General features: G+C 58.8%; 17 protein-coding genes. 3 read left to right on the top strand and 14 right to left on the bottom strand.

What is annotated here, in order from left to right; translation table 11 throughout:
* Nucleotides 1–20 precede the first annotated feature (20 nt).
* A complete protein-coding gene (locus tag PFY00_RS15150) occupies nt 21–389 on the bottom strand; it encodes a mannan-binding lectin (protein WP_271433428.1) in 369 nt (122 codons plus the stop codon).
* A gap of 102 nt (nt 390–491) precedes the next feature.
* A complete protein-coding gene (locus PFY00_RS15155; RefSeq protein WP_271433429.1) occupies nt 492–1,079 on the bottom strand; it encodes a riboflavin synthase in 588 nt (195 codons plus the stop codon).
* A gap of 83 nt (nt 1,080–1,162) precedes the next feature.
* Here PFY00_RS15155 and PFY00_RS15160 point away from each other — a divergent pair, with 83 nt between their 5' ends.
* From PFY00_RS15160 to PFY00_RS15170, 3 genes are all read left to right on the top strand, one after another.
* Entirely contained in the window at nt 1,163–2,455 is a 1,293-nt protein-coding gene (locus PFY00_RS15160; RefSeq protein ID WP_271433430.1) for a capsule biosynthesis protein, read from the top strand.
* A 94-nt stretch (nt 2,456–2,549) separates the two neighbouring features.
* Entirely contained in the window at nt 2,550–3,704 is a 1,155-nt protein-coding gene (locus PFY00_RS15165) for a polysaccharide biosynthesis/export family protein (RefSeq protein ID WP_271433431.1), read from the top strand.
* 5 nt (nt 3,705–3,709) lie between these two features.
* Nucleotides 3,710–5,761, top strand: a complete 2,052-nt coding sequence (locus PFY00_RS15170) for a capsular polysaccharide biosynthesis protein (RefSeq protein ID WP_408648469.1) — start codon at nt 3,710–3,712, stop codon at nt 5,759–5,761.
* A gap of 123 nt (nt 5,762–5,884) precedes the next feature.
* Here the strand turns inward: PFY00_RS15170 and ribD are convergent, their stop codons facing one another.
* The 12 genes from ribD to PFY00_RS15230 form a co-directional block, all read right to left on the bottom strand.
* Entirely contained in the window at nt 5,885–6,997 is a 1,113-nt protein-coding gene (gene ribD / locus PFY00_RS15175) for a bifunctional diaminohydroxyphosphoribosylaminopyrimidine deaminase/5-amino-6-(5-phosphoribosylamino)uracil reductase RibD (protein ID WP_333908217.1), read from the bottom strand.
* Nucleotides 6,994–7,470, bottom strand: a complete 477-nt coding sequence (nrdR, locus tag PFY00_RS15180) for a transcriptional regulator NrdR (protein WP_271433432.1) — start codon at nt 7,468–7,470, stop codon at nt 6,994–6,996. Before nrdR ends, ribD begins: the two co-directional genes overlap by 4 nt.
* 175 nt (nt 7,471–7,645) lie before the next feature.
* The gene (locus PFY00_RS15185; RefSeq protein ID WP_271433433.1) at nt 7,646–9,193 is read right to left on the bottom strand and encodes a zinc-binding metallopeptidase family protein; all 1,548 of its coding nucleotides are present in this window, start codon (nt 9,191–9,193) and stop codon (nt 7,646–7,648) included.
* 208 nt (nt 9,194–9,401) lie between these two features.
* Nucleotides 9,402–9,818: a secondary thiamine-phosphate synthase enzyme YjbQ gene (locus PFY00_RS15190; protein WP_271433434.1), complete on the bottom strand. Its 417-nt coding sequence runs from the start codon at nt 9,816–9,818 to the stop codon at nt 9,402–9,404.
* 5 nt (nt 9,819–9,823) lie between these two features.
* A complete protein-coding gene (locus tag PFY00_RS15195) occupies nt 9,824–10,039 on the bottom strand; it encodes an RND transporter (RefSeq protein ID WP_271433435.1) in 216 nt (71 codons plus the stop codon).
* A 28-nt stretch (nt 10,040–10,067) separates the two neighbouring features.
* Nucleotides 10,068–10,340: an HlyU family transcriptional regulator gene (locus PFY00_RS15200; RefSeq protein ID WP_271433436.1), complete on the bottom strand. Its 273-nt coding sequence runs from the start codon at nt 10,338–10,340 to the stop codon at nt 10,068–10,070.
* Between the two features lie 9 nt (nt 10,341–10,349).
* The gene (rpoD, locus tag PFY00_RS15205; protein ID WP_271433437.1) at nt 10,350–12,338 is read right to left on the bottom strand and encodes an RNA polymerase sigma factor RpoD; all 1,989 of its coding nucleotides are present in this window, start codon (nt 12,336–12,338) and stop codon (nt 10,350–10,352) included.
* A 127-nt stretch (nt 12,339–12,465) separates the two neighbouring features.
* Nucleotides 12,466–14,412: a DNA primase gene (gene dnaG / locus PFY00_RS15210; protein WP_271433438.1), complete on the bottom strand. Its 1,947-nt coding sequence runs from the start codon at nt 14,410–14,412 to the stop codon at nt 12,466–12,468.
* Nucleotides 14,413–14,582: 170 nt separating this feature from the next.
* The gene (locus PFY00_RS15215; RefSeq protein WP_271433439.1) at nt 14,583–14,870 is read right to left on the bottom strand and encodes a hypothetical protein; all 288 of its coding nucleotides are present in this window, start codon (nt 14,868–14,870) and stop codon (nt 14,583–14,585) included.
* Nucleotides 14,871–14,900: 30 nt separating this feature from the next.
* Nucleotides 14,901–15,455 carry a sarcosine oxidase subunit gamma gene (locus tag PFY00_RS15220; protein ID WP_271433440.1) on the bottom strand — a complete coding sequence of 185 codons (555 nt, stop codon included), beginning with the start codon at nt 15,453–15,455 and terminating at the stop codon, nt 14,901–14,903.
* Nucleotides 15,448–18,387, bottom strand: coding sequence for a sarcosine oxidase subunit alpha family protein (locus PFY00_RS15225; RefSeq protein WP_271433441.1), 2,940 nt, complete (start codon nt 18,385–18,387; stop codon nt 15,448–15,450). Before PFY00_RS15225 ends, PFY00_RS15220 begins: the two co-directional genes overlap by 8 nt.
* Entirely contained in the window at nt 18,377–18,634 is a 258-nt protein-coding gene (locus PFY00_RS15230) for a sarcosine oxidase subunit delta (RefSeq protein ID WP_271433442.1), read from the bottom strand. The genes PFY00_RS15225 and PFY00_RS15230 overlap by 11 nt, the downstream gene beginning before the upstream one ends.
* Nucleotides 18,635–18,665: the final 31 nt, after the last annotated feature.

Consider the following 18,665-nt stretch of genomic DNA (forward strand, 5'->3'; position numbering starts at 1 on the left):
CCGGGGTCGTCGGCTCGCTCTCAGTTGTAGTCCAACTGGCAAACCGACATCTTGCCTGCAACCGTGGTCCACCAGTGGCCGGTCCACTTGGCCTTGTGAGACGCGGCAAGTACCGTGCATTTTGTTTTGGCGTCTGCCTGGTTCCAGATCGGTCCGGCCTCTACGGCCTTGGGTTTGATCTTGACGATTTGACAAACGGACATTTGGCCTGCCACCGTAGTCCACCAGTGACCGCTCCATTTGCCTTTCCAAGCGGCTGCAGCGGCTGGGCATTTTTTCTGGGCGTCCGCTTGGTTCCAAATCGGGCCGACTTCGACATTTCTGGCTGAGGCAGGAACGGCGGCACCTAGGATGAAAAGGCTGGCGGCTAGGGCTGTGACAATACGCATCTGAGAACTCCTGAATGAAATGGCTTTGGATCGTGTTGGTAAGATGACCCTACGGCATCCACCCAAAGCTCAACAGTCAGGAAATCAATACGTGAACGTCGTTCAGTCAAACTCTCTGAGACGGGCGACATACCGCGCCAGCGTATCAATTTCGAGGTTCACCCGTTCACCTAAAACCACCTGACCCCAGGTCGTGACGGATTTGGTGTGTGGGATAAAGTTGATCCCGAAGTCACAGCCGTCCACTTCGTTCACTGTCAGGGAAGTCCCATTCAAAGCCACCGACCCCTTGGGGGCAATGTAGCAGGCCAAGGCTTCGGGCGCGCGCAATGTGACCCGCGTGCTGTCGCCTTCATCAGACATGGCCACAACTTCAGCCACACCATCAACATGGCCGGATACGATATGGCCGCCCAACTCGTCCCCAACCTTCAAGGCGCGTTCCAAATTCACGCGGCGCCCCTCGGCCCAGAGGTCAAGATTGGTTTTCGAAACGGTTTCGGCGCTGATTTCGACGTCGAACCAATCATCGCCCAGTGCGATAACGGTCAGGCATACACCATCACAGGCGATAGAAGCCCCAATGTCGATTCCGGCGGTATCATAGCCCGTCGCGATACGCGCCTTCAGATCACCGCGTTGCTCAAGGCTACGCACTTCGCCCATATCGGTTACAATGCCTGTAAACATGAACAATTCCCCCTGTTTGGGCCTTATTTTTGCCGAAGTGACCGCATATGCCTATGGTCAAGCTAAGGACATAGAGTGCCACAATGACCAACGCAACCGGACAGAAACGGGTGTTCCTGTTCCTTCAGGGTCCCCATGGACCATTCTTTCACCGTCTTGGTGCAATGTTGCGCAAGACGGGAGCCGAAGTGTGGCGCGTTGGCTTCAATGCAGGCGACCGAGCATTCTGGTTCCATCCGTCCAGCTACATCCCTTTCCGCGGAACATCTGCTGAATGGCCTGAAACCTTCATTCAGATCGCTCAGGACAAGCAGGTTACCGATATTGTGCTATATGGTGATGTGCGCCCAATCCACGCCAATGCCGTGGAAGAAGCGAAGCGTCGCGGCATTTGCGTACATGTGTTCGAAGAGGGCTACATGCGCCCCTATTGGGTGACCTACGAACGCGGCGGGTCAAACGGCCATTCCCGATTGATGAACATGTCCGTAACTGACATGCAAAAAGCGCTCGAATTGTCGGACATGGAGGCCCCCCTGCCCCCAGCCCATTGGGGAGACATGCGCCAGCATATCTTTTACGGCGCGCTCTACCATTGGTTCGTCATGGTTCGGAACGGCGACTACCGTAACTTCCGCCCGCACAGATCGATTTCGGTGTTCAAGGAATTCCAGCTCTACCTGAAACGGCTGCTGCTGATGCCGTTTTCATGGATCGACCGTGTCGTCGCCACACAGCGCATCCGGTTAGGGGGCTTTCCCTACCACCTTGCGTTGATGCAACTCGAACATGACAGCTCGTTTCAAAAGCACTCCCCCTTTTCGACAATGCCAGAGTTTCTGGAACGCGTGATAAAGGGCTTCGCCGCTGGCGCTCCGGGGCACCATCATCTCGTCTTTAAAGCGCACCCGCTGGAAGACGGGCGTGTAAACGTGCGCCGTGCCATCCGTGCTTTTGCCAAACAATACGGTGTTGCTGATCGCGTTCACTATGTAAGAGGCGGCAAACTGGCCCAGTTGCTGAACGACGCACGCAGCGCCGTGACGGTCAATTCAACGGCCGCACAGCAGGTGTTGTGGCGCGGCATCCCGCTCAAGGTCTTTGGCGACGCTGTATACGCAAAGCCGGAATTCGTCTCGACCCAGCCGCTGGCGACATTCTTTGCGCAACCGACGCGTCCGGACAACAAAGCCTACAAAGATTATCGCCGCTATTTGCTGGAAACCTCGCAACTGCCCGGCGGATTCTACTCGGCCCGCGGGCGGCGCCAACTGCTCAGACAGGTCGTCGACATGATGCTGTCAAGCGATGATCCCTATGATGCTCTGTCACACGGAACCGCGGCCCCGAGGCAACAGTTGCGTGTCGTGCACTAAGCCGCACAACCCCTAGTACTGGCTTTTTTCTACAGACTCCGGTACGTTACAAAAAAAACTTGAGGCAGAACATACAGGTCGAGGAGACCGAGCAGTGAAACACTCCCCTTCCCGGTGGGCGCGTTCTATCGCCCTACTGGCCGCGGTGTCCGTATTGGCATCGTGCGGCTTGCCCCGTGTGGGCCCCAACAAACGCGAAATCTTTGCAGGCTCCGTCCAGCGAGAGGGCGATGCCTTTATCATCTCGGTCAACGACCGTGTGACCCGGACCACTGCGGTGGTCCCGGCCTTGGGTTTCTCCGAAAGCTTTATCCGCGCAGGCGTCGTCGGTTCTGACACGATCCGACCGGGCGACACGCTGGGTTTGACGATCTGGGAAAACGTCGATGACGGATTGCTGGCTGGCGAAACAGCCAACGCCACCACGTTGGAAGAAGTGCAGGTCGACGGTTCCGGCTTTATCTTTGTACCCTATGCCGGGCGCATCAAGGCTGCTGGGAACACGCCCGAAGCCGTACGCCGCGTCATCACCCGCAAACTCGAAGACCAGACCCCAGACCCCCAGGTCGAGGTTCGCCGTCTGGCAGGCGACGGCTCGACCGTTAGTTTGATCGGTGCGATTGGTGGTCAGGGCGTCTATGCCATTGAACGGCCAACCCGTACCCTTTCTGCCATGCTGGCCCGCGCAGGCGGTGTCACGATCGAACCGGAAATCGCCCAAGTCACTGTTTTGCGCGGTGAGAAACAAGGGAAGATCTGGTTCCAGGACCTCTACAAGAACCCGGAATTCGACATCGCACTGCGCGGCGGCGACCGCATCCTCGTCGAGGAAGACACCCGCGCCTTTACCGCGCTCGGTGCAACGGGTACGCAGGCTCGTGTCCCGTTTGAAAGCCAGTCACTCAGCGCCGTTGAAGCCATCGCGCAGGTCGGCGGGCTGTTGTCAGCCAGTGCGGACCCGACCGGTGTTTTCATCTTCCGCAACGAACCCGCAGAAATCGCCAATCAGGTTCTGGGCCGGACCGATCTGGTCGGCGCACAGCGCATGGTCTACGTGCTGGATTTGACAGAGCCGAATGGCATGTTCATGGCGCGCGACTTCGTGATCCGCGATGACGATACGCTCTATGTCACCGAAGCGCCGTTCACACAGTGGAACAAGACGATCTCTGCGCTCACGGGCACACTGACTGCCGTGGGCACAATCACCACAACCGCCGACTCGTTGACCGGCGCAAGCGGGGGTTAACCCCTTTGAACAAAAAGACGACCGAGGGACTGACTGACGCCGGGGGGCAAATCTCCCGGCGTCTTTCCGTTCGGAACGGCGGATTTTTGTGGTCCCGCGGAGCATCCCGCATACGCCGTATTCTGGCCTTGGCAGGATACGAGGTGTCGATCGGCGCGCCGGAAGCGGATGGCTTGGTCGGCGTCTGGGGCGCGTCCCCCACGTCGCACAGGGGTGAGGAACTCGCCAAGAACAGCGGCGCGACATTGGTTCGAATTGAAGACGCGTTCCTGCGCTCTTTGCATCCGGGTCGCACGGGCGAGCCGCCACTCGGGCTGGTGATTGACCACAGCGGCGTTCACTTCGACGGCCGATCTCCGTCGGATTTGGAAACCTTGCTTCTGTCTCACCCGCTGGACGACAGCGCACTGATGGCGCGTGCGCGTGGCGGGATTGCTCGCATGCGAGAGGCGCAGCTGAGCAAATACTCGGCAACAGAGATGGCCGCAGCCGCGCCCGAACCGGGATACGTCTTGATCGTCGATCAAACCCGCGGCGACGCCTCCGTAACCGCCTCGGGCGGCGATCGCTCACGCTTTCTCGAAATGCTCACTGCCGCGCGTCTGGAACACCCCGGTGCGCGGTTCGTCATCAAAACCCACCCGGAAACCACCGCCGGTTTCCGTGAAGGGCATTATCAATCCGACGACGCCCAGGACAAAATTCAGATCTATGACGGCAACGCCTCGGCTTGGACATTGCTGGAAGGTGCAACCGCGGTCTACACGCTCTCTTCTCAAATGGGGTTCGAGGCCATTCTGGCCGGACACAAACCGCGTGTTTTCGGAATGCCATTTTATGCGGGCTGGGGCCTGACAGAAGACGAAGACCCGATACACCGCAGAACACGAACCCTGTCGCGCGCGCAGTTGTTTGCTGGCGCAATGATCCTTTTCCCCAAATGGTACGACCCGTACCGTGATGATCTTTGCGAAATCGAGGACGTCCTCGCCACATTGGAAGCCAGAGCGCGGGCCTGGCGACAGGACAACGCAGGCTGGATTGCCTCCGGCATGCGCCTGTGGAAAAGGCGGCCAATCCAAAAATTCTTTGCCTCGGACAAAGGCATGCGGTTCGAAGATGATGTGGACAAAGCCGCCGAGCAAGCGTCGAACACAGGCCGTAATCATCTGAGTTGGGCAGGCAAAACAAATCGTCCGGACGTGGCTCGGGTCGAGGATGGCTTTCTCAGATCACGCGGTTTGGGTGCAGAATTGATCCCGCCCCTGTCACTGGTGCTTGATTCTAGCGGAATTTACTACGATCCGGCGACGCCTTCCGATCTCGAACGCGCTATTTCCGCCAGAGCATCAGAGTTTCGACCAGATCAATACGAACGTATTTCTAGACTTCTTGCATCCATTCGAGCCTCAAACTTGACCAAATACAACCTGTCCGGAGAGTTACCCACATTACCGGATGGCCCGCTCCTGCTGGTCCCCGGACAAGTCGAGGACGATGCATCGATCAAGTTGGGCTGCCCAGAAACCAACACCAACGCCGATCTGTTGAAACGGGCTCGGGCGGACAATCCAAACGCTTTCATCGTTTTCAAACCCCACCCAGATGTCGAAGCGGGCTTGCGAAACGGCAAGGTGGAAAACCCTGAGAATTGGGCAGATGTCACGCTGGAAAATGCCCCCATTGCCGCCGTTTTGGATTTGGTTTCAGAGGTTTGGACGATGACGTCCCTGACCGGGTTCGAAGCATTGCTGCGCGGCTGCAAGGTTACAACGCTGGGCGTGCCTTTTTATGCGGGCTGGGGTTTGACCCACGATTTCGCCCCAATCCCAGCGAGACGGCTGGAGGGTGCCAGACCTTCACTGGAGTCATTGGCCTACGCGACCCTGATAGACTACCCAAGATACTACGACCCAATCACAGGCTCCGCCTGCCCCCCCGAGGTTGTCGTGGATCGGCTTGCGAACAATCAGGTTCCCAAGCCCGGACCATTCAACAGGACACTCGCAAAACTACAGGGCGCGCTTGCGAGCAAATCATACCTTTGGCGACATTAAAGATATCTCACCTTTAGATTGAAAAAAGATCGACAACCATTTCAAAAAATTTTATAAATCAAGTTATCCACAGGCTTGATTTTGAAATGAAATCTCAATCTCAATCGAAGAAAATTACACAATTCACACGAGTCTGTTTTGTGAAACTCTGCGCCAGACATGTCGCACATCTGGGCCGACCGGGATCAAATCCACGGGTTCAAAACGCGGCGCTTCGTTCAGGTGTTCGACGCCCAAAGCGCCTAGTCCGGGGTGCCCTTCTGCACCCAGGGCCATGCCTGCGGTAAAGACATGCAATTCATCAACCAGATCCGCAGCCAAAAGTGAGGCCGCCAATTGGCCGCCACCTTCGCAGAACACCCGGGTCAAGCCGGCTTCTCCCAGAGCCTGTAAAACGGCTGCGGGATCGACACGGCCTCCGTCCAGCTGGCACGGGATCAAACGAGCGCCGAGCTCTTTCCAGGCTTGCTGGGATTGGTCCGAAGCGTCCGGCCCATGGCAAATCCACACCGGGATATCCTTGGCAGTTCGGGCCAGATTGCCCATCAACGGAAGGTCCAGAAATCGCGAAACCACGACTCGAACAGGCTGTTGGGCCACGCCCAAATCCCGAACCGTCAGCGACGGATCGTCGGCACGGGCCGTGCCTCCGCCAACAAGAACAGCATCATGTGTGGCGCGCAGACCATGCACCGCGCGACGTGATCGCGGACCGGTGATCCATTGGCTTTCGCCGGTTGCGGTGGCGATGCGTCCATCAAGGCTCATGGCAAGCTTGAGCGTCAACCACGGACGTCCCTGCTCGACCCGCAAAAAGAACCCCGCATGATCGTCCGCAGCCTGATCCGCCAAGACACCGGTCGTGACCTCAACGCCGGCAGCACGCAGCATGGCAAATCCCTTGCCCGCCACACGAGGATCACTGTCCGTCAAGGGTGCCACGACGCGCGACACGCCAGCAGCGATCAAAGCCTCGGCACAGGGCGGCGTCTGGCCGTGATGCGCGCATGGCTCAAGCGTTACATAAGCGGTTGCGCCCCGCGCCAACGTGCCTGCGGCCGCCAGCGCTACGGGCTCTGCATGGGGGCGCCCGCCGGGCTGTGTCCAGCCGCGGCCAACAACCCGCCCCTGATTGACGATTACGCAGCCCACTGCGGGGTTGGGCCAGCATCGCCCAAGACCGCGTCGGCCCAAGCTCAGCGCATGGGCCATGTGGCGCGCGTCGTCTGCGCTCACTTGTCTGCCGGGGTCTCGGGCACTTCGGGGCGCAGTTCACTGACAAATTTGTCAAAGTCATCCGCCGCCTGGAAGTTCTTGTAAACACTGGCAAACCGGACGTAGGCCACGGTATCGATCCGCGCCAATGTCTCCATGACAATCTCACCGATTTGCTTGGATCCGATATCGGTCTCGCCCATCGATTCCAGCCTGCGGACGATGCCCGAAATCATCTGATCCACGCGATCAGGTTCGATGGGCCGCTTTTGCAAGGCGATCCGGATGGAGCGTTCGAGCTTGTCCCGGTCGAAATCTTCACGTCGACCATTCGTCTTGATCACAACCAAATCGCGCAACTGAACGCGTTCATAGGTTGTGAAACGCCCGCCGCATGCAGGGCAAAAGCGCCGCCGCCGGATCGAAACGTGATCTTCCGCCGGACGAGAATCCTTAACCTGTGTGTCTATATTTCCGCAAAACGGGCAGCGCATTGGCCGTCCCCCTCGTGATTGTCTGCTCTTATTATGCCTGATGGCGGGGTTTATCCCCGCTTATCCACAGGCACTATAGGCCAACCGCCACAATTTGGGTAGAGGGGAAATAGACCCCCTATATAAGCCAAAGGATATAGGGGGAATTCAGCAACTCTTTTCCCCGTCAGCCGAACTAACCTGGAATATGCCAGCCCCGCCCACGCGGCGTTTCCACGTACTCCGGCCAAGGCAGATCGATCGGTGGCTCATAATCGGCCAAGGGCGGGATTGCCCCCATGGCGGCTTTGCGTTGCTCAAATTCTGCCCAAGTCGCCGCGCGGGCCTCGGGATCGGTCAAAAGGCGGATTGCGGTGCGGGCCAAGGTGCGCGCGGCGCAAACGACGGTTGGATCAATCAGTGCCGGAATCCCCCCCAAGGCATTCATGGCCCATGGCGGATACGGCCCGCCACGCAGCGCCGGGCGGGCAATGTAAATTCGGGCGGTCGGCGTGTGCCAGCACATATCGGTATAGTCGTCAGACGTGCTGTTGATTTGTGACGGCGGTAGATCGCGCCGCAAAATTGCCTCTGCCTCTTTCGGATCGATCAGGCGGTTGCATTCAGCAATCAAAGGATCTTGATCCATGTCCTGCCCACAGGCACGGGCCACTTGCGACGCCTGCTTCAGCGCCTCCTCAGACCAAACCGGTGGTCCCACGGCGCTAAGCGCTTCATACGCGATCTCGGCCAAGGCGTGATTGGCCAGCCCGGGCCTCGATTTGCAAACCCAGTGTTTTTCAACACGGCAACCCGACATTTGCGCCGCATGATCGGCAAGCCGGTCCAGTTGGGCGGTGATCTGTTCCGCCATCTGTAGATCGGGCACCCGGATCATATATTGCAGATCCGCGCGCAAAGCCGGCAAATTGTCGGCCGTTGCCTGCCCGGTTGCGAGGATTGCCTCAGACACGGACCAGCCACCACGATGCGGCAGCATGCTGCCCTGCAAACCGCGCGCATTTTGGTACATCAACATCAAGGCATCATTGGCGCCGGGGGCGCGAATGTCTGAGTGGCTCTGCGGAATAGGCGCGCCATCTGTTGCGCCCCAGTTCTGCGGCGCGTCGCAAACAAAGCGGTAAACAAAGCTGTAGGCTGCGCCACAATGCGTATCCCAGCGCACGGTGTTGCAAAGCGGAAGCATGTAGAATGGATGGAAAGACAGCATTGCCGCCAACCCATCATAATAGCCTTTGGCTGCGTGGATCGGCTTCGAACCGCGTACCTTTTCTGCAGGCTCACCGGTGAAACGCAGCCCGCCGGTGATGCCATGCGCTTCCATCGCGGCCTTGGTCGCCAAAAGCCCGCCCAGACTGCCAATACCGAGCGCTGAATGCGGATCCGTGTGACCCGCTGCCGCGTATCCCAGGCCGTCGCGCGGGGCGCGCTCGGGTCGGGCCGCCTGACAATTGCTGGGCACGGCATCGTATTCGGCGTACATTCCGACAACAGGGCCATCCCCGTTGGACCATTCCGCACAAAAGGCGGTGGGCATACCGCCACTGCCCTGCTCAACGGTGAACCCTTCGGCCCTGAGGCGCTGCACATACCATTCGACCGAGCGATATTCGCGCCATGCTGGTTCTGCGTAGTCGAAAATCGTTGCACACCATTGAGATAGATCAGCAGCACGAGCCTCTATTTCAGCCTCGGCGGTTTGAATGGCGGTTTGCGCGGTCATGGCTGGCTCCTGATTTTTGACAAACCTAGGAGGTTTTCACGGCGCAGCGCAACACGCACGGCACCTGTCAGGCAGAAGCACGGGTCAGGCGCATCAGAACCCTTCGTCTCGCAAAATGCGAGACGATCCGTTGGGGGACCAGCCCCCCAAACTCCCCGGAGGTATTTTTGCAAAGAAGAAAGACAACGAAGGCTTGGGACCAAATGGGCTAGGCCAGATGCGCCACGACCGATCTGCTGTGTGGCGCGTTGCGATGTTCAAACAGGTAAATGCCCTGCCATGTGCCAAGAACGAGGTTTTGGTTCGAGACCGGAATGGACAGGCTGACGGGCATCATGGCTGCCTTGATATGCGCTGGCATATCGTCAGGACCCTCGTAGGTATGAGTCAGATAATCCATGGATGGGTCGGTCGTCGGAGGCACGAGCCGGGAAAAGTAGGCCAGAAGATCGGTTTGCACCTCGGGGTCCGCATTTTCCTGGATCAACAAGCTGGCTGAGGTGTGCCGCACGAAGAGCGTCAGCAATCCGCTGTGCTGTTTACTGCCCTGCACCCAGCGCGAAACATCGCGGGTGAACTCATAAAGCCCCTGTCCCTGTGTCTGGATGGTGAATTGCGTTTGCACAGCCCTCATCCGTCAGTCGGCTTGCGGCCATAGAGCAGCTTGAGCGCCAGCAGGACCCAAGGCACGCCATGGAAAAGGAAGTCAAAAACATCAACGATTTTCGTCAGTTCGCCTGCGGCCAGCATCCTGAGCTTTTCCCAGATATGCGGCTCGGGTGTGAAGGGTGCGAGGCCCAGCGTCAGGCACAGCAAAACCAAAACGGCCAGAGGAATACGCTGCAAAATCCGCCGCCCGGCGTTTGGTCCTGCCTTAGCCAAAAATCCGGGAACCCATCTGGTCAATCATCTGCTTGGCTTTGAAGACCGCTGCCTCTTCGCATTCCTTGCGGTCGCGGATCAGGTCAGCCCGGATCAGATGATGGGTCTTGGTTTCCCCGTCAATGTCCCGTTCGATCCGCGCGGCCAGCCGAAACTGGCCGTCCTCAGCGGCGGGTTCGGGAATGATGCGAAAGCCTTCGTATTCGATAGGCTCCGGCGCTGGCGCGTCTTTGCCACCGCCGAACAATTTCGAAAATAAGGACATGTGGCCCTCTTACTGATCCAGGAACGACCGCAGTTTTCTGCTCCGCGAGGGATGCTTGAGCTTGCGCAGGGCCTTGGCTTCGATCTGGCGGATCCGTTCGCGGGTCACGCTGAACTGCTGGCCGACCTCTTCAAGCGTGTGGTCGGTGTTCATACCGATGCCAAAACGCATGCGCAATACACGCTCTTCGCGCGGGGTCAGCGACGACAGAACGCGTGTCGTTGTTTCCTTCAGGTTCTCCTGAATGGCGGAATCCAACGGAAGGACCGCGTTCTTATCCTCGATGAAATCGCCAAGCTGGCTGTCTTCCTCATCGCCGATGGGCGTTTCGAGAGAAATCGGCTCCTTGGCGATCTTCATCACCTTACGAACCTTTTCCAGCGGCATCTGCAGCTTCTCGGCCAGTTCTTCCGGCGTCGGTTCGCGACCGATTTCGTGCAGCATCTGACGACCGGTGCGAACCAGCTTGTTGATCGTTTCGATCATGTGCACCGGAATACGGATGGTGCGCGCCTGATCGGCGATCGAGCGGGTGATAGCCTGACGGATCCACCAAGTCGCATAGGTCGAGAACTTGTAACCGCGGCGGTATTCGAACTTGTCCACGGCCTTCATCAGACCAATGTTGCCTTCCTGGATGAGATCGAGGAACTGCAGACCACGGTTGGTGTATTTCTTGGCAATCGAGATAACCAGACGCAGGTTCGCCTCGACCATTTCCTTCTTGGCCTGCCGGGCTTCTTTTTCGCCCTTCTGGACCTGACCGACGATGCGGCGGAATTCCGAGATATCGAGACCGACATACTGGCCGACCTGCGCCATGTCTGCGCGCAGCTCTTCCACCTTGTCTGTCGAGCGTTCGATGAACATCTGCCAGCCACGGCCAGACTTTTCGCTCATCCGCTCCATCCAATTTGGATCAAGCTCGTTGCCGCGATATTCGTCAATGAATTCGCGGCGGTTGATGCGCGCCTGATCCGCAAGTTTGACCATGGAACTGTCGATAGACATGATCCGGCGGTTGATGCCGTAAAGCTGGTCGATCAACGCTTCGATACGGTTGTTGTGCAGGTGCAATTCGTTGACCAGCTCGACGATCTCGCCGCGCAGTTTCTGATAGCGCCCTTCGTCGGCAGAACTGAACGAGCCGTCCTCATTCAAAGTCGCGCTGATCCGGCTGTCCTGCATTTCAGCCAGCTCTTCGTAGTCGCGTGCAATGATGTCCAGCGTTTCAAGCACCTTAGGCTTGAGCGCGGTTTCCATGGCGGCAAGCGACATGTTCGCCTGTTCGTCATCATCATCGTCGTCATCGGTGGCAATCGGGTTGCCATCGGCGTCCAGTTCGGGGCCGCTGTCTTCCTTGGCCTTGGGCGCTTCGCCTGCCGCCGCAGGCACGACCGGTTCCTCAACTTCGCCGTCCTCGTCCATTTGGCCGGAGAAGGTGGTTTCGAGGTCAATGACATCACGCAACAGGATGTCTTCCGACAGCAATTCCTCACGCCAGATGGTGATCGCCTGGAACGTCAGCGGGCTTTCGCACAGGCCCGCAATCATCGTGTTGCGGCCCGCTTCGATCCGCTTGGCGATCGCGATTTCGCCCTCGCGGCTCAGCAGTTCGACGCTGCCCATTTCGCGCAGGTACATGCGCACTGGATCATCCGTGCGGTCCAGTTTTTCCTGCGTGCCCGAGCCAAGTGTGATCTCACCCGGTTTCTTGGTCTCGACCAGATCGGTCGCACCTTTGTTTTCGTCGTCTTCGGCTTCTTCGTCGTCTTCGGTGACTTGGATGCCCATCTCAGACAGCATCGACATTACGTCTTCGATCTGGTCCGAACTGACCTGATCCGGCGGCAGAACCGCGTTCAGCTGATCATAAGTGATGTAGCCACGTTCACGCGCTTCGGCGATCATCTTCTTGACCGCAGCCTGGCTCATATCGAGGCTGATTTCTTCGTCCTGGTCCTGCGACTTCGAGTCGTCGGTGTCCTTGGCTGCCATGTGGCTCTCCTGATGGGCCCGAGTCGGGCATCATTCGGGTGATTCGGTTAGAACGAATCATTAGCGTGCTCACGCGATTCGGCTACCCGTTTACCCTGTTTTCCTTACACATTCCCACGCACTGATGTCATTTTCCCGTTTTATTGAAGCGAATCTGCGACAGCAGCGAATCAAGGGCGCTGCGTTCGTCTCGATCCATCAGGGCACCATTGGGACCAATTTCAAAATCAGTGTCGTCTTCGTCCTTCATCCGGCCAGCCTGATTGCGGGCCTGTGCGGCTTGGGCAAGGCGCCATGTCACGGCCTCATCCGCCAATTCCTGCAGGTCTTCTTCTGCTTCGCGTATTTCGTCTTGCCAGCCGCTCTGCGCCTGAAGTTTCGCCAATTCCTCGGCGACCGTCATGCGCGCGAGTTCTGCATCAGCCTGACGCAGACACGGCACCACCTGCAAATGGCGCGCAGAGAGCAAAGTTTCAAGGGCTGGGCCTCCGACAGCGGTTTCTGCTTGCGCCCGCATTTCGGTTTCGGCGCCAATTGATGACAAAATGGCATCACGCAGCAAGCCCAACTGGCGGTCACTGCAGACCATGGCTTCAAGTTGCCCTTCGAATTCTGCAGCGACTTCTGGCGCGCTCAGCACCGCCGCCAGAATGACCGTTTCGCGCATCTGAACCTGCGTGGCCTCGCCCGCCGACGCCAGCGCCGAAGCCTTGGTGCCCGCAGTAGGAACAGGTTGCGCTTTCCAATCGCGACGCCGGCCCATACCCGGACCGGACCGTGGCTCTCGCTTTGGCCGGAACAGATCCCAGCGCAGCTGTTTGATTTCCTCGCCGTAATGATGGCGCAGACTGGGATCCTGGATTTTACCGATCCGCGCGCGCAGGTCTTTGTCCAGCGCGGCCTTGCGTTCAGGACTGTCAAAGACCCGGCCTTCGGTTTCCTGTTTCCACAACAGGCCAACCATGGGCATTGCCGCATCCAGCACCGATTGGACCGCCCCGGCCCCTTCGGCACGCAGCAGATCATCCGGGTCTTTGCCTTCGGGCATCAAGGCGAACCGCAACCCCTTACCGGCCTCAAGCAATGGCAGAGCAAGGTCAATCACCCGATAGGCCGCGCGCAGACCAGCTGTGTCACCATCGAGCGCAATCACAGGTTCCGGCGATACACGCCACATCATCTGCAACTGCGGCTCAGTGACGGCTGTACCCAAGGGGGCCACAGCAGCGCCAAACCCCGCCTCGCTGAGCGCGATCACGTCCATATAGCCTTCGGCAACGATCAGCGGCTGTCCTTTTCCGGCCGCCTCTCTGGCCGGCTTGAGGTTGAACAGGTTCCGAGACTTGTCGAACAGCTCGGTTTCCGGGCTGTTGAGATATTTGGCATTGTCCGAGGGATCCATTGCCCGCCCGCCAAAGGCGATTGCTTTGCCGCGGCCATCACGAATTGGAAACATGATGCGATTGCGAAACACATCATAGGGCGCCCGCCCCTTATCCGACTTTTTCACAAGGCCCGCAGCCAGTTGCATGTCCACTGGCACGCCCTTCGCTTCCAAAGCCTCGCGCAGGCCTTCCCAACCGGGTGGGGCAAAGCCGATCTCCCAGCGTTCGAGCGCGGCCTCGCTCAGCCCGCGTTTTGCCAGATAGGCGCGGGCCTCTGCGCCAGCTGTCGTCTTGAGCTGAAGGCGGAAAAACTGCACCGCCTGCTCCATAACGTCAGACAGTTGGGTGCGCCTGTCGGCTTTTTCTCGCGCCTGCGGGTCTCGTTCCGGCATTGGCATTCCGGCCTCGCCGGCCAGAATTTCGATCGCCTCCATAAAGCCGACATTCTCCGTTTCCCGCACAAAGGAAATCGCGTCCCCCTTGGCGTGACAGCCAAAGCAATAGTAGTACCCTTTGCGGTCATCCACATGAAAAGAGGCGGTTTTTTCGTGATGGAAGGGGCATGGCGCCCAAAGATCACCCTTGCCCTGATTGGACTTTCGCGAATCCCACATCACCTTGCGCCCGACCACCTGGCCAAGGCTCAATCTGTTGCGCAGTTCATCCAGAAATCCCGGTGGCAGACTCATGCACTCAATATCGTTGCTTCACGCCCCGATTCCAAGGCCCGTTCGAAACCAATCCAAAGGTCAGCAGAACTTGCGCCTCTGCGCCACAAATGCGCCAACGCGAAACCCCCGCCAAAGGCGGGGGTTTCGTAGCACGGCACGCGCCGAAAGGCGCGTTCCTTTCAACAGTGTCAGAGCGCTTCACACTGCGCTTTGTAGGCGTCACCAACGGCATCGGTCAGCTGGTCTTCGGGAAGTGTGTAGATGAAATCAGCCAGCATATCGCCAGCTTCGCGGTCCAGGGCGGCACGCAGCATACGCCGCGTCTTGCGTTTGGGCTCACCCTCCGCCCGCGCATTCACGGCCTGCATGACCAGTTCAGCCTGTTCGGCACAATCCATAGCTGGCGTGTCCTCGGCCGCCCCTGCAACAGGCATCAGCGCGATCATTCCAACACTCAAAACAAAACCAAGACGCATCAACAACTCCTTCATGGTCTGGATCGTTATCTAGGGCCGACCGGCCCGCGCGGCAACCATGTGCATCGCCTCACCCAATTCATGGCAAAGAGTCGCCGCCATGGACCGGAACACCATGATCTGAAAACGATTTGCCCCGGTTCGTGTGATCGAAGCTGTCATATGCTGACACAGGGTGCGGGCCGTATGCCCCCGCTTGAACACACCGGCACGCAGATCAATCGGAACCAGACGCGCAAGGACATCTTCCGCATCAGCCCCCTCCAGACTGACCACCGTCCACGCATCACTTTGATCCGTAAGCGCGGCAGATGCCTTCAAACTGTCAACCGGTTCCGGCCCCAGCAGAAAGGCCTGTTGCCGACCAGTCCAGAGACAGCGCACGCCTTCTTTTCCTGTACTGCGACCCGGCGCGGGAAAACGCAGCCCATATGCGCTGTTCAGCGCATCAGACAGCGTTGCGGCTTTGCCTTTGAACGGCGACAACGACGTGATGTTCCCCGGATCGACTTCGGACAGTGTTACCGTTCCGTGCGTCACCGGAAGAAGATCACGGCACGGGCTTTGCGCAATCAATTCAGCCACGAAGTCGTCCCCCTTCGCGATCAAAAGCAACCGGATCGGTCACTTCACACAGCGTTTCGATGCCCCGCATGTGATCCACCATCTTTACCTTCTGTCCATGACGCGAACGGCCGTGCTTGAGGAAACCCAGCGCCCGCATCTCTCCCAGAGACGGCGAAAAACCGACCGAGGTGATATAACCCTGATCGTTTTCCCGGATTGGCGCGTCCTCCGGCGCAAACAGATGCCCGCCGGCCACCAGTTGCTTGACCGCGCCGACAGGGCGCAGCCCCACCAATTGTTCACGGTCCTCGTCAACCAAACCCGGACGCGCGGCCATCGTCTGACCGATGCAGTCTTTCTTTTTGGAAACCATCCGGCCGAACCCGATGTCAAACGCAGTTGTCCGCCCGTGAATTTCCGAATGGGTAATGTGGCCTTTTTCAATTCTCAGGACATTGAGTGCCTCCATCCCATAGGCGCCGCCGCCCAAGGCTTCGGCCCGCGCGACGAGAATCCGGAACAACGCATCACCATAGCGAGACGGAATCGCCAGTTCGTAGGCATGCTCTCCACTGAAGGAAATCCGAAACAAGCGGGCAGGAATCCCCATGACCGACACGTCACCGCAAGCCATGAAGGGGAACCCTTCGTCGTCCAGTTTGTCGTCCAGCAGCCCGTTCAGCAAAGCACGGCCCTCGGGCCCGGCGATCGCAAACTGAGCCCACTGCTCAGTGACCGAGATGAACCGCAGGTCCATCTGGGGACAATGCGCCTGATGCACCCATTCCAGATGTTTCATGACTTCACCCGCCGCCGCCGTCGTGGTTGTCATGATCCATTGGTCGTCTGACAGGCGCGCGGTCGTTCCATCATCCATCACATAGCCATCTTCACGCAGCATCAGGCCATACCTGACCCGCCCCGGCTTGAGCGTGCTAAAGGTGTTACAATAGACAAAGTCGAGAAACGCACCGACGTCAGGCCCCTGCAGGTCGATCTTGCCCAAGGTGGATACGTCGCAAATCCCAACCGCGTTGCGCACCATGTTGACCTCTCGGTCGCAGGACTGGCGCCACGTCTTTTCCCCATCACGCGGGAAATAGGATGGCCTGTACCACAGCCCCGCTTCAATCATGGGTGCGCCCATCTGGGTGCTGGCCAAATGCGATGTGGTGAACCGCTGCGGCGCAAAACCTTCGGCCTGCGCGCCCGCCCCCATGGCGGCAATGGATACTGGAACATAAGGCGGCCGGAATGTCGTCGTGCCAGTTTCGGGAATGTCCCGGCCCGTAACGTCTGCAAGAATAGCCAGCGCTGCCACGTTCGAGCTCTTGCCCTGATCGGTTGCCATGCCTTGCGTGGTGTAGCGCTTCATATGCTCGACGCTGCGATAGTTCTCTGCGGCGGCCTGTTTGATATCCTTCACCGTGACATCATTCTGAAAATCCAGCCATGCGCGGCCGGGTCCATCCACAGCCCAGAGCCGGCGCAGGTTATAGACCGCATCATCCGCCTGCGGCAAAGGCGGCAACGCGCCTCGATATCCTGCGCTGCGCGCGGCTTCCAAACCGGCCTCAGAGCCGCTTTTCAGGCAATTGGCCGTACTGAACACGCCGCGCGCGGCACCGGCACAGATCATTCCCGGAACCATGTCGTCCTGCGCCACAAACGCGGCGATTGTTTCATTCCAGATAGGCCGTTTGTTCATGTGACACGCCAGATGAACCGAAGGGTTCCAACCACCAGATACCCCCAGCGCTTCGACCGCGATCCGATCCTCACCGCCGTGTGGCGCACGAAGTGTGATTGCGTCCAGACCGGTGCGGCCATGCGCCCGTGCAACATGGTATCCGGGGTAAAAAGGCACGTCGCCCGCCAAGTTTTCTGCGTCCGGGCGGCTGTCTATCAAGGCCGCAACATTCAGGCCGGCTTTGGCCAGATCACGCGCGGTCCGATGGGCATCGTCATTGTTGCCAAATATCGCAACACTTCGCCCCGGGGCCACCCCCCAGCGGTTGGCATAAGCGCGCAAGGCCCCCGCCATCATGACACCCGGCCGATCATTGTCGCGAAACGCGATGTGCCGTTCCAAGGCACCACTTGCCAGCACTGTGCGCTGCGCCGTGATCCGCCAAAAACACTCCAGCGGTGTGGCCTGCGATGCCGCGCAGTGATGCGAAACACGTTCCAAGGCGCCGTAAACGCCCTGATCATAGGCCCCTGTAACAGCGGTACGGGTCATGATCCGTACGTTGTCCATTGCACGCAATGTGCCTGCGATTTCAGCGGCCCAAAGCGCGGCATCCATCCCGTCGATCGTTTCGCGCTCGGACAACAGCCGGCCGCCCAGCATGCTGTCTTCTTCGCACAAAATGACATCAGCCCCGGTTTTCGCCGCTGTCAGGGCCGCCATCAATCCTGCAGGACCGGACCCAACCACCAACACATCGCAAAAGGCGTAGGCCTTTTCATAGGCATCCGGGTTGTCACCCCCCGGCAAAGCACCAAGGCCGGCGGCATGCCGGATCAGCGGCTCGTACACCTTTTCCCAGAAGGCCTTGGGCCACATGAATGTCTTGTAGTAAAAACCCGCGCCAAAGAACGGGGCCGCCAGATCATTCACAGCCATCAGATCAAAGCCAAGGCTGGGCCAGCGGTTCTGACTCTTTGCTTCGAGGCCTTCGTAAATCTCTTGGATCGTCGCGCGCATGTTCGGCTCGGCCTGCGCGCCGCTGCGCACCGTAACCAGCGCATTCGGCTCTTCACTGCCCGAGGTCAGAACACCCCGAGGCCGGTGGTATTTGAAACTGCGCCCCAGCATGCGCACGCCCGCCCCCATCAGGGCGGAGGCGAGGGTGTCGCCCTGAAAACCGCTGTGTGTGACCCCGTCAAAGCGGAAACTGACGGGTTTCGAACGGTCTATTCCATGCGCTTTGCCATCAATCCGCATCGATCAACTCCGCGCTGAATATTTCATGCGTAACCGTATCGCGTTCGACAACGATCCAGGAACCACATCCGGCCTCGTGCATCCACAAATCGCGTGTGCGCCCGGCCGGGTTATCGCGAAGATGCATATAGTTTTCCCAAGCCTCCTGCCCGGCGTCAGGCGCAGGTCGGTCCAACGCAACGGCAGCGCCCTGATAGTAGAATTCGCGGCGGTCCCGCGTGCCGCAAAGGGGGCATGGCAATCTCATGGCTTCGGATCTTTCGGAATTCCAATGTTCA

Source organism: Thalassococcus lentus (genome assembly GCF_028023555.1).
Taxonomy (GTDB): Bacteria; Pseudomonadota; Alphaproteobacteria; order Rhodobacterales; family Rhodobacteraceae; genus Thalassococcus_A; species Thalassococcus_A lentus.

What these genes read in the sequence shown, in the direction of transcription:
- PFY00_RS15150 (WP_271433428.1), bottom strand. Translation starts at nt 389, where the DNA reads ATGCGTATTGTCACAGCCCTAGCCGCCAGCCTTTTCATCCTAGGTGCC.
- PFY00_RS15155 (WP_271433429.1), bottom strand. Translation starts at nt 1,079, where the DNA reads ATGTTTACAGGCATTGTAACCGATATGGGCGAAGTGCGTAGCCTTGAG.
- PFY00_RS15160 (WP_271433430.1), top strand. Translation starts at nt 1,163, where the DNA reads ATGACCAACGCAACCGGACAGAAACGGGTGTTCCTGTTCCTTCAGGGT.
- nrdR (WP_271433432.1), bottom strand. Translation starts at nt 7,470, where the DNA reads ATGCGCTGCCCGTTTTGCGGAAATATAGACACACAGGTTAAGGATTCT.
- PFY00_RS15185 (WP_271433433.1), bottom strand. Translation starts at nt 9,193, where the DNA reads ATGACCGCGCAAACCGCCATTCAAACCGCCGAGGCTGAAATAGAGGCT.
- PFY00_RS15200 (WP_271433436.1), bottom strand. Translation starts at nt 10,340, where the DNA reads ATGTCCTTATTTTCGAAATTGTTCGGCGGTGGCAAAGACGCGCCAGCG.
- rpoD (WP_271433437.1), bottom strand. Translation starts at nt 12,338, where the DNA reads ATGGCAGCCAAGGACACCGACGACTCGAAGTCGCAGGACCAGGACGAA.
- dnaG (WP_271433438.1), bottom strand. Translation starts at nt 14,412, where the DNA reads ATGAGTCTGCCACCGGGATTTCTGGATGAACTGCGCAACAGATTGAGC.
- PFY00_RS15215 (WP_271433439.1), bottom strand. Translation starts at nt 14,870, where the DNA reads ATGCGTCTTGGTTTTGTTTTGAGTGTTGGAATGATCGCGCTGATGCCT.
- PFY00_RS15225 (WP_271433441.1), bottom strand. Translation starts at nt 18,387, where the DNA reads ATGCGGATTGATGGCAAAGCGCATGGAATAGACCGTTCGAAACCCGTC.
- PFY00_RS15230 (WP_271433442.1), bottom strand. Translation starts at nt 18,634, where the DNA reads ATGAGATTGCCATGCCCCCTTTGCGGCACGCGGGACCGCCGCGAATTC.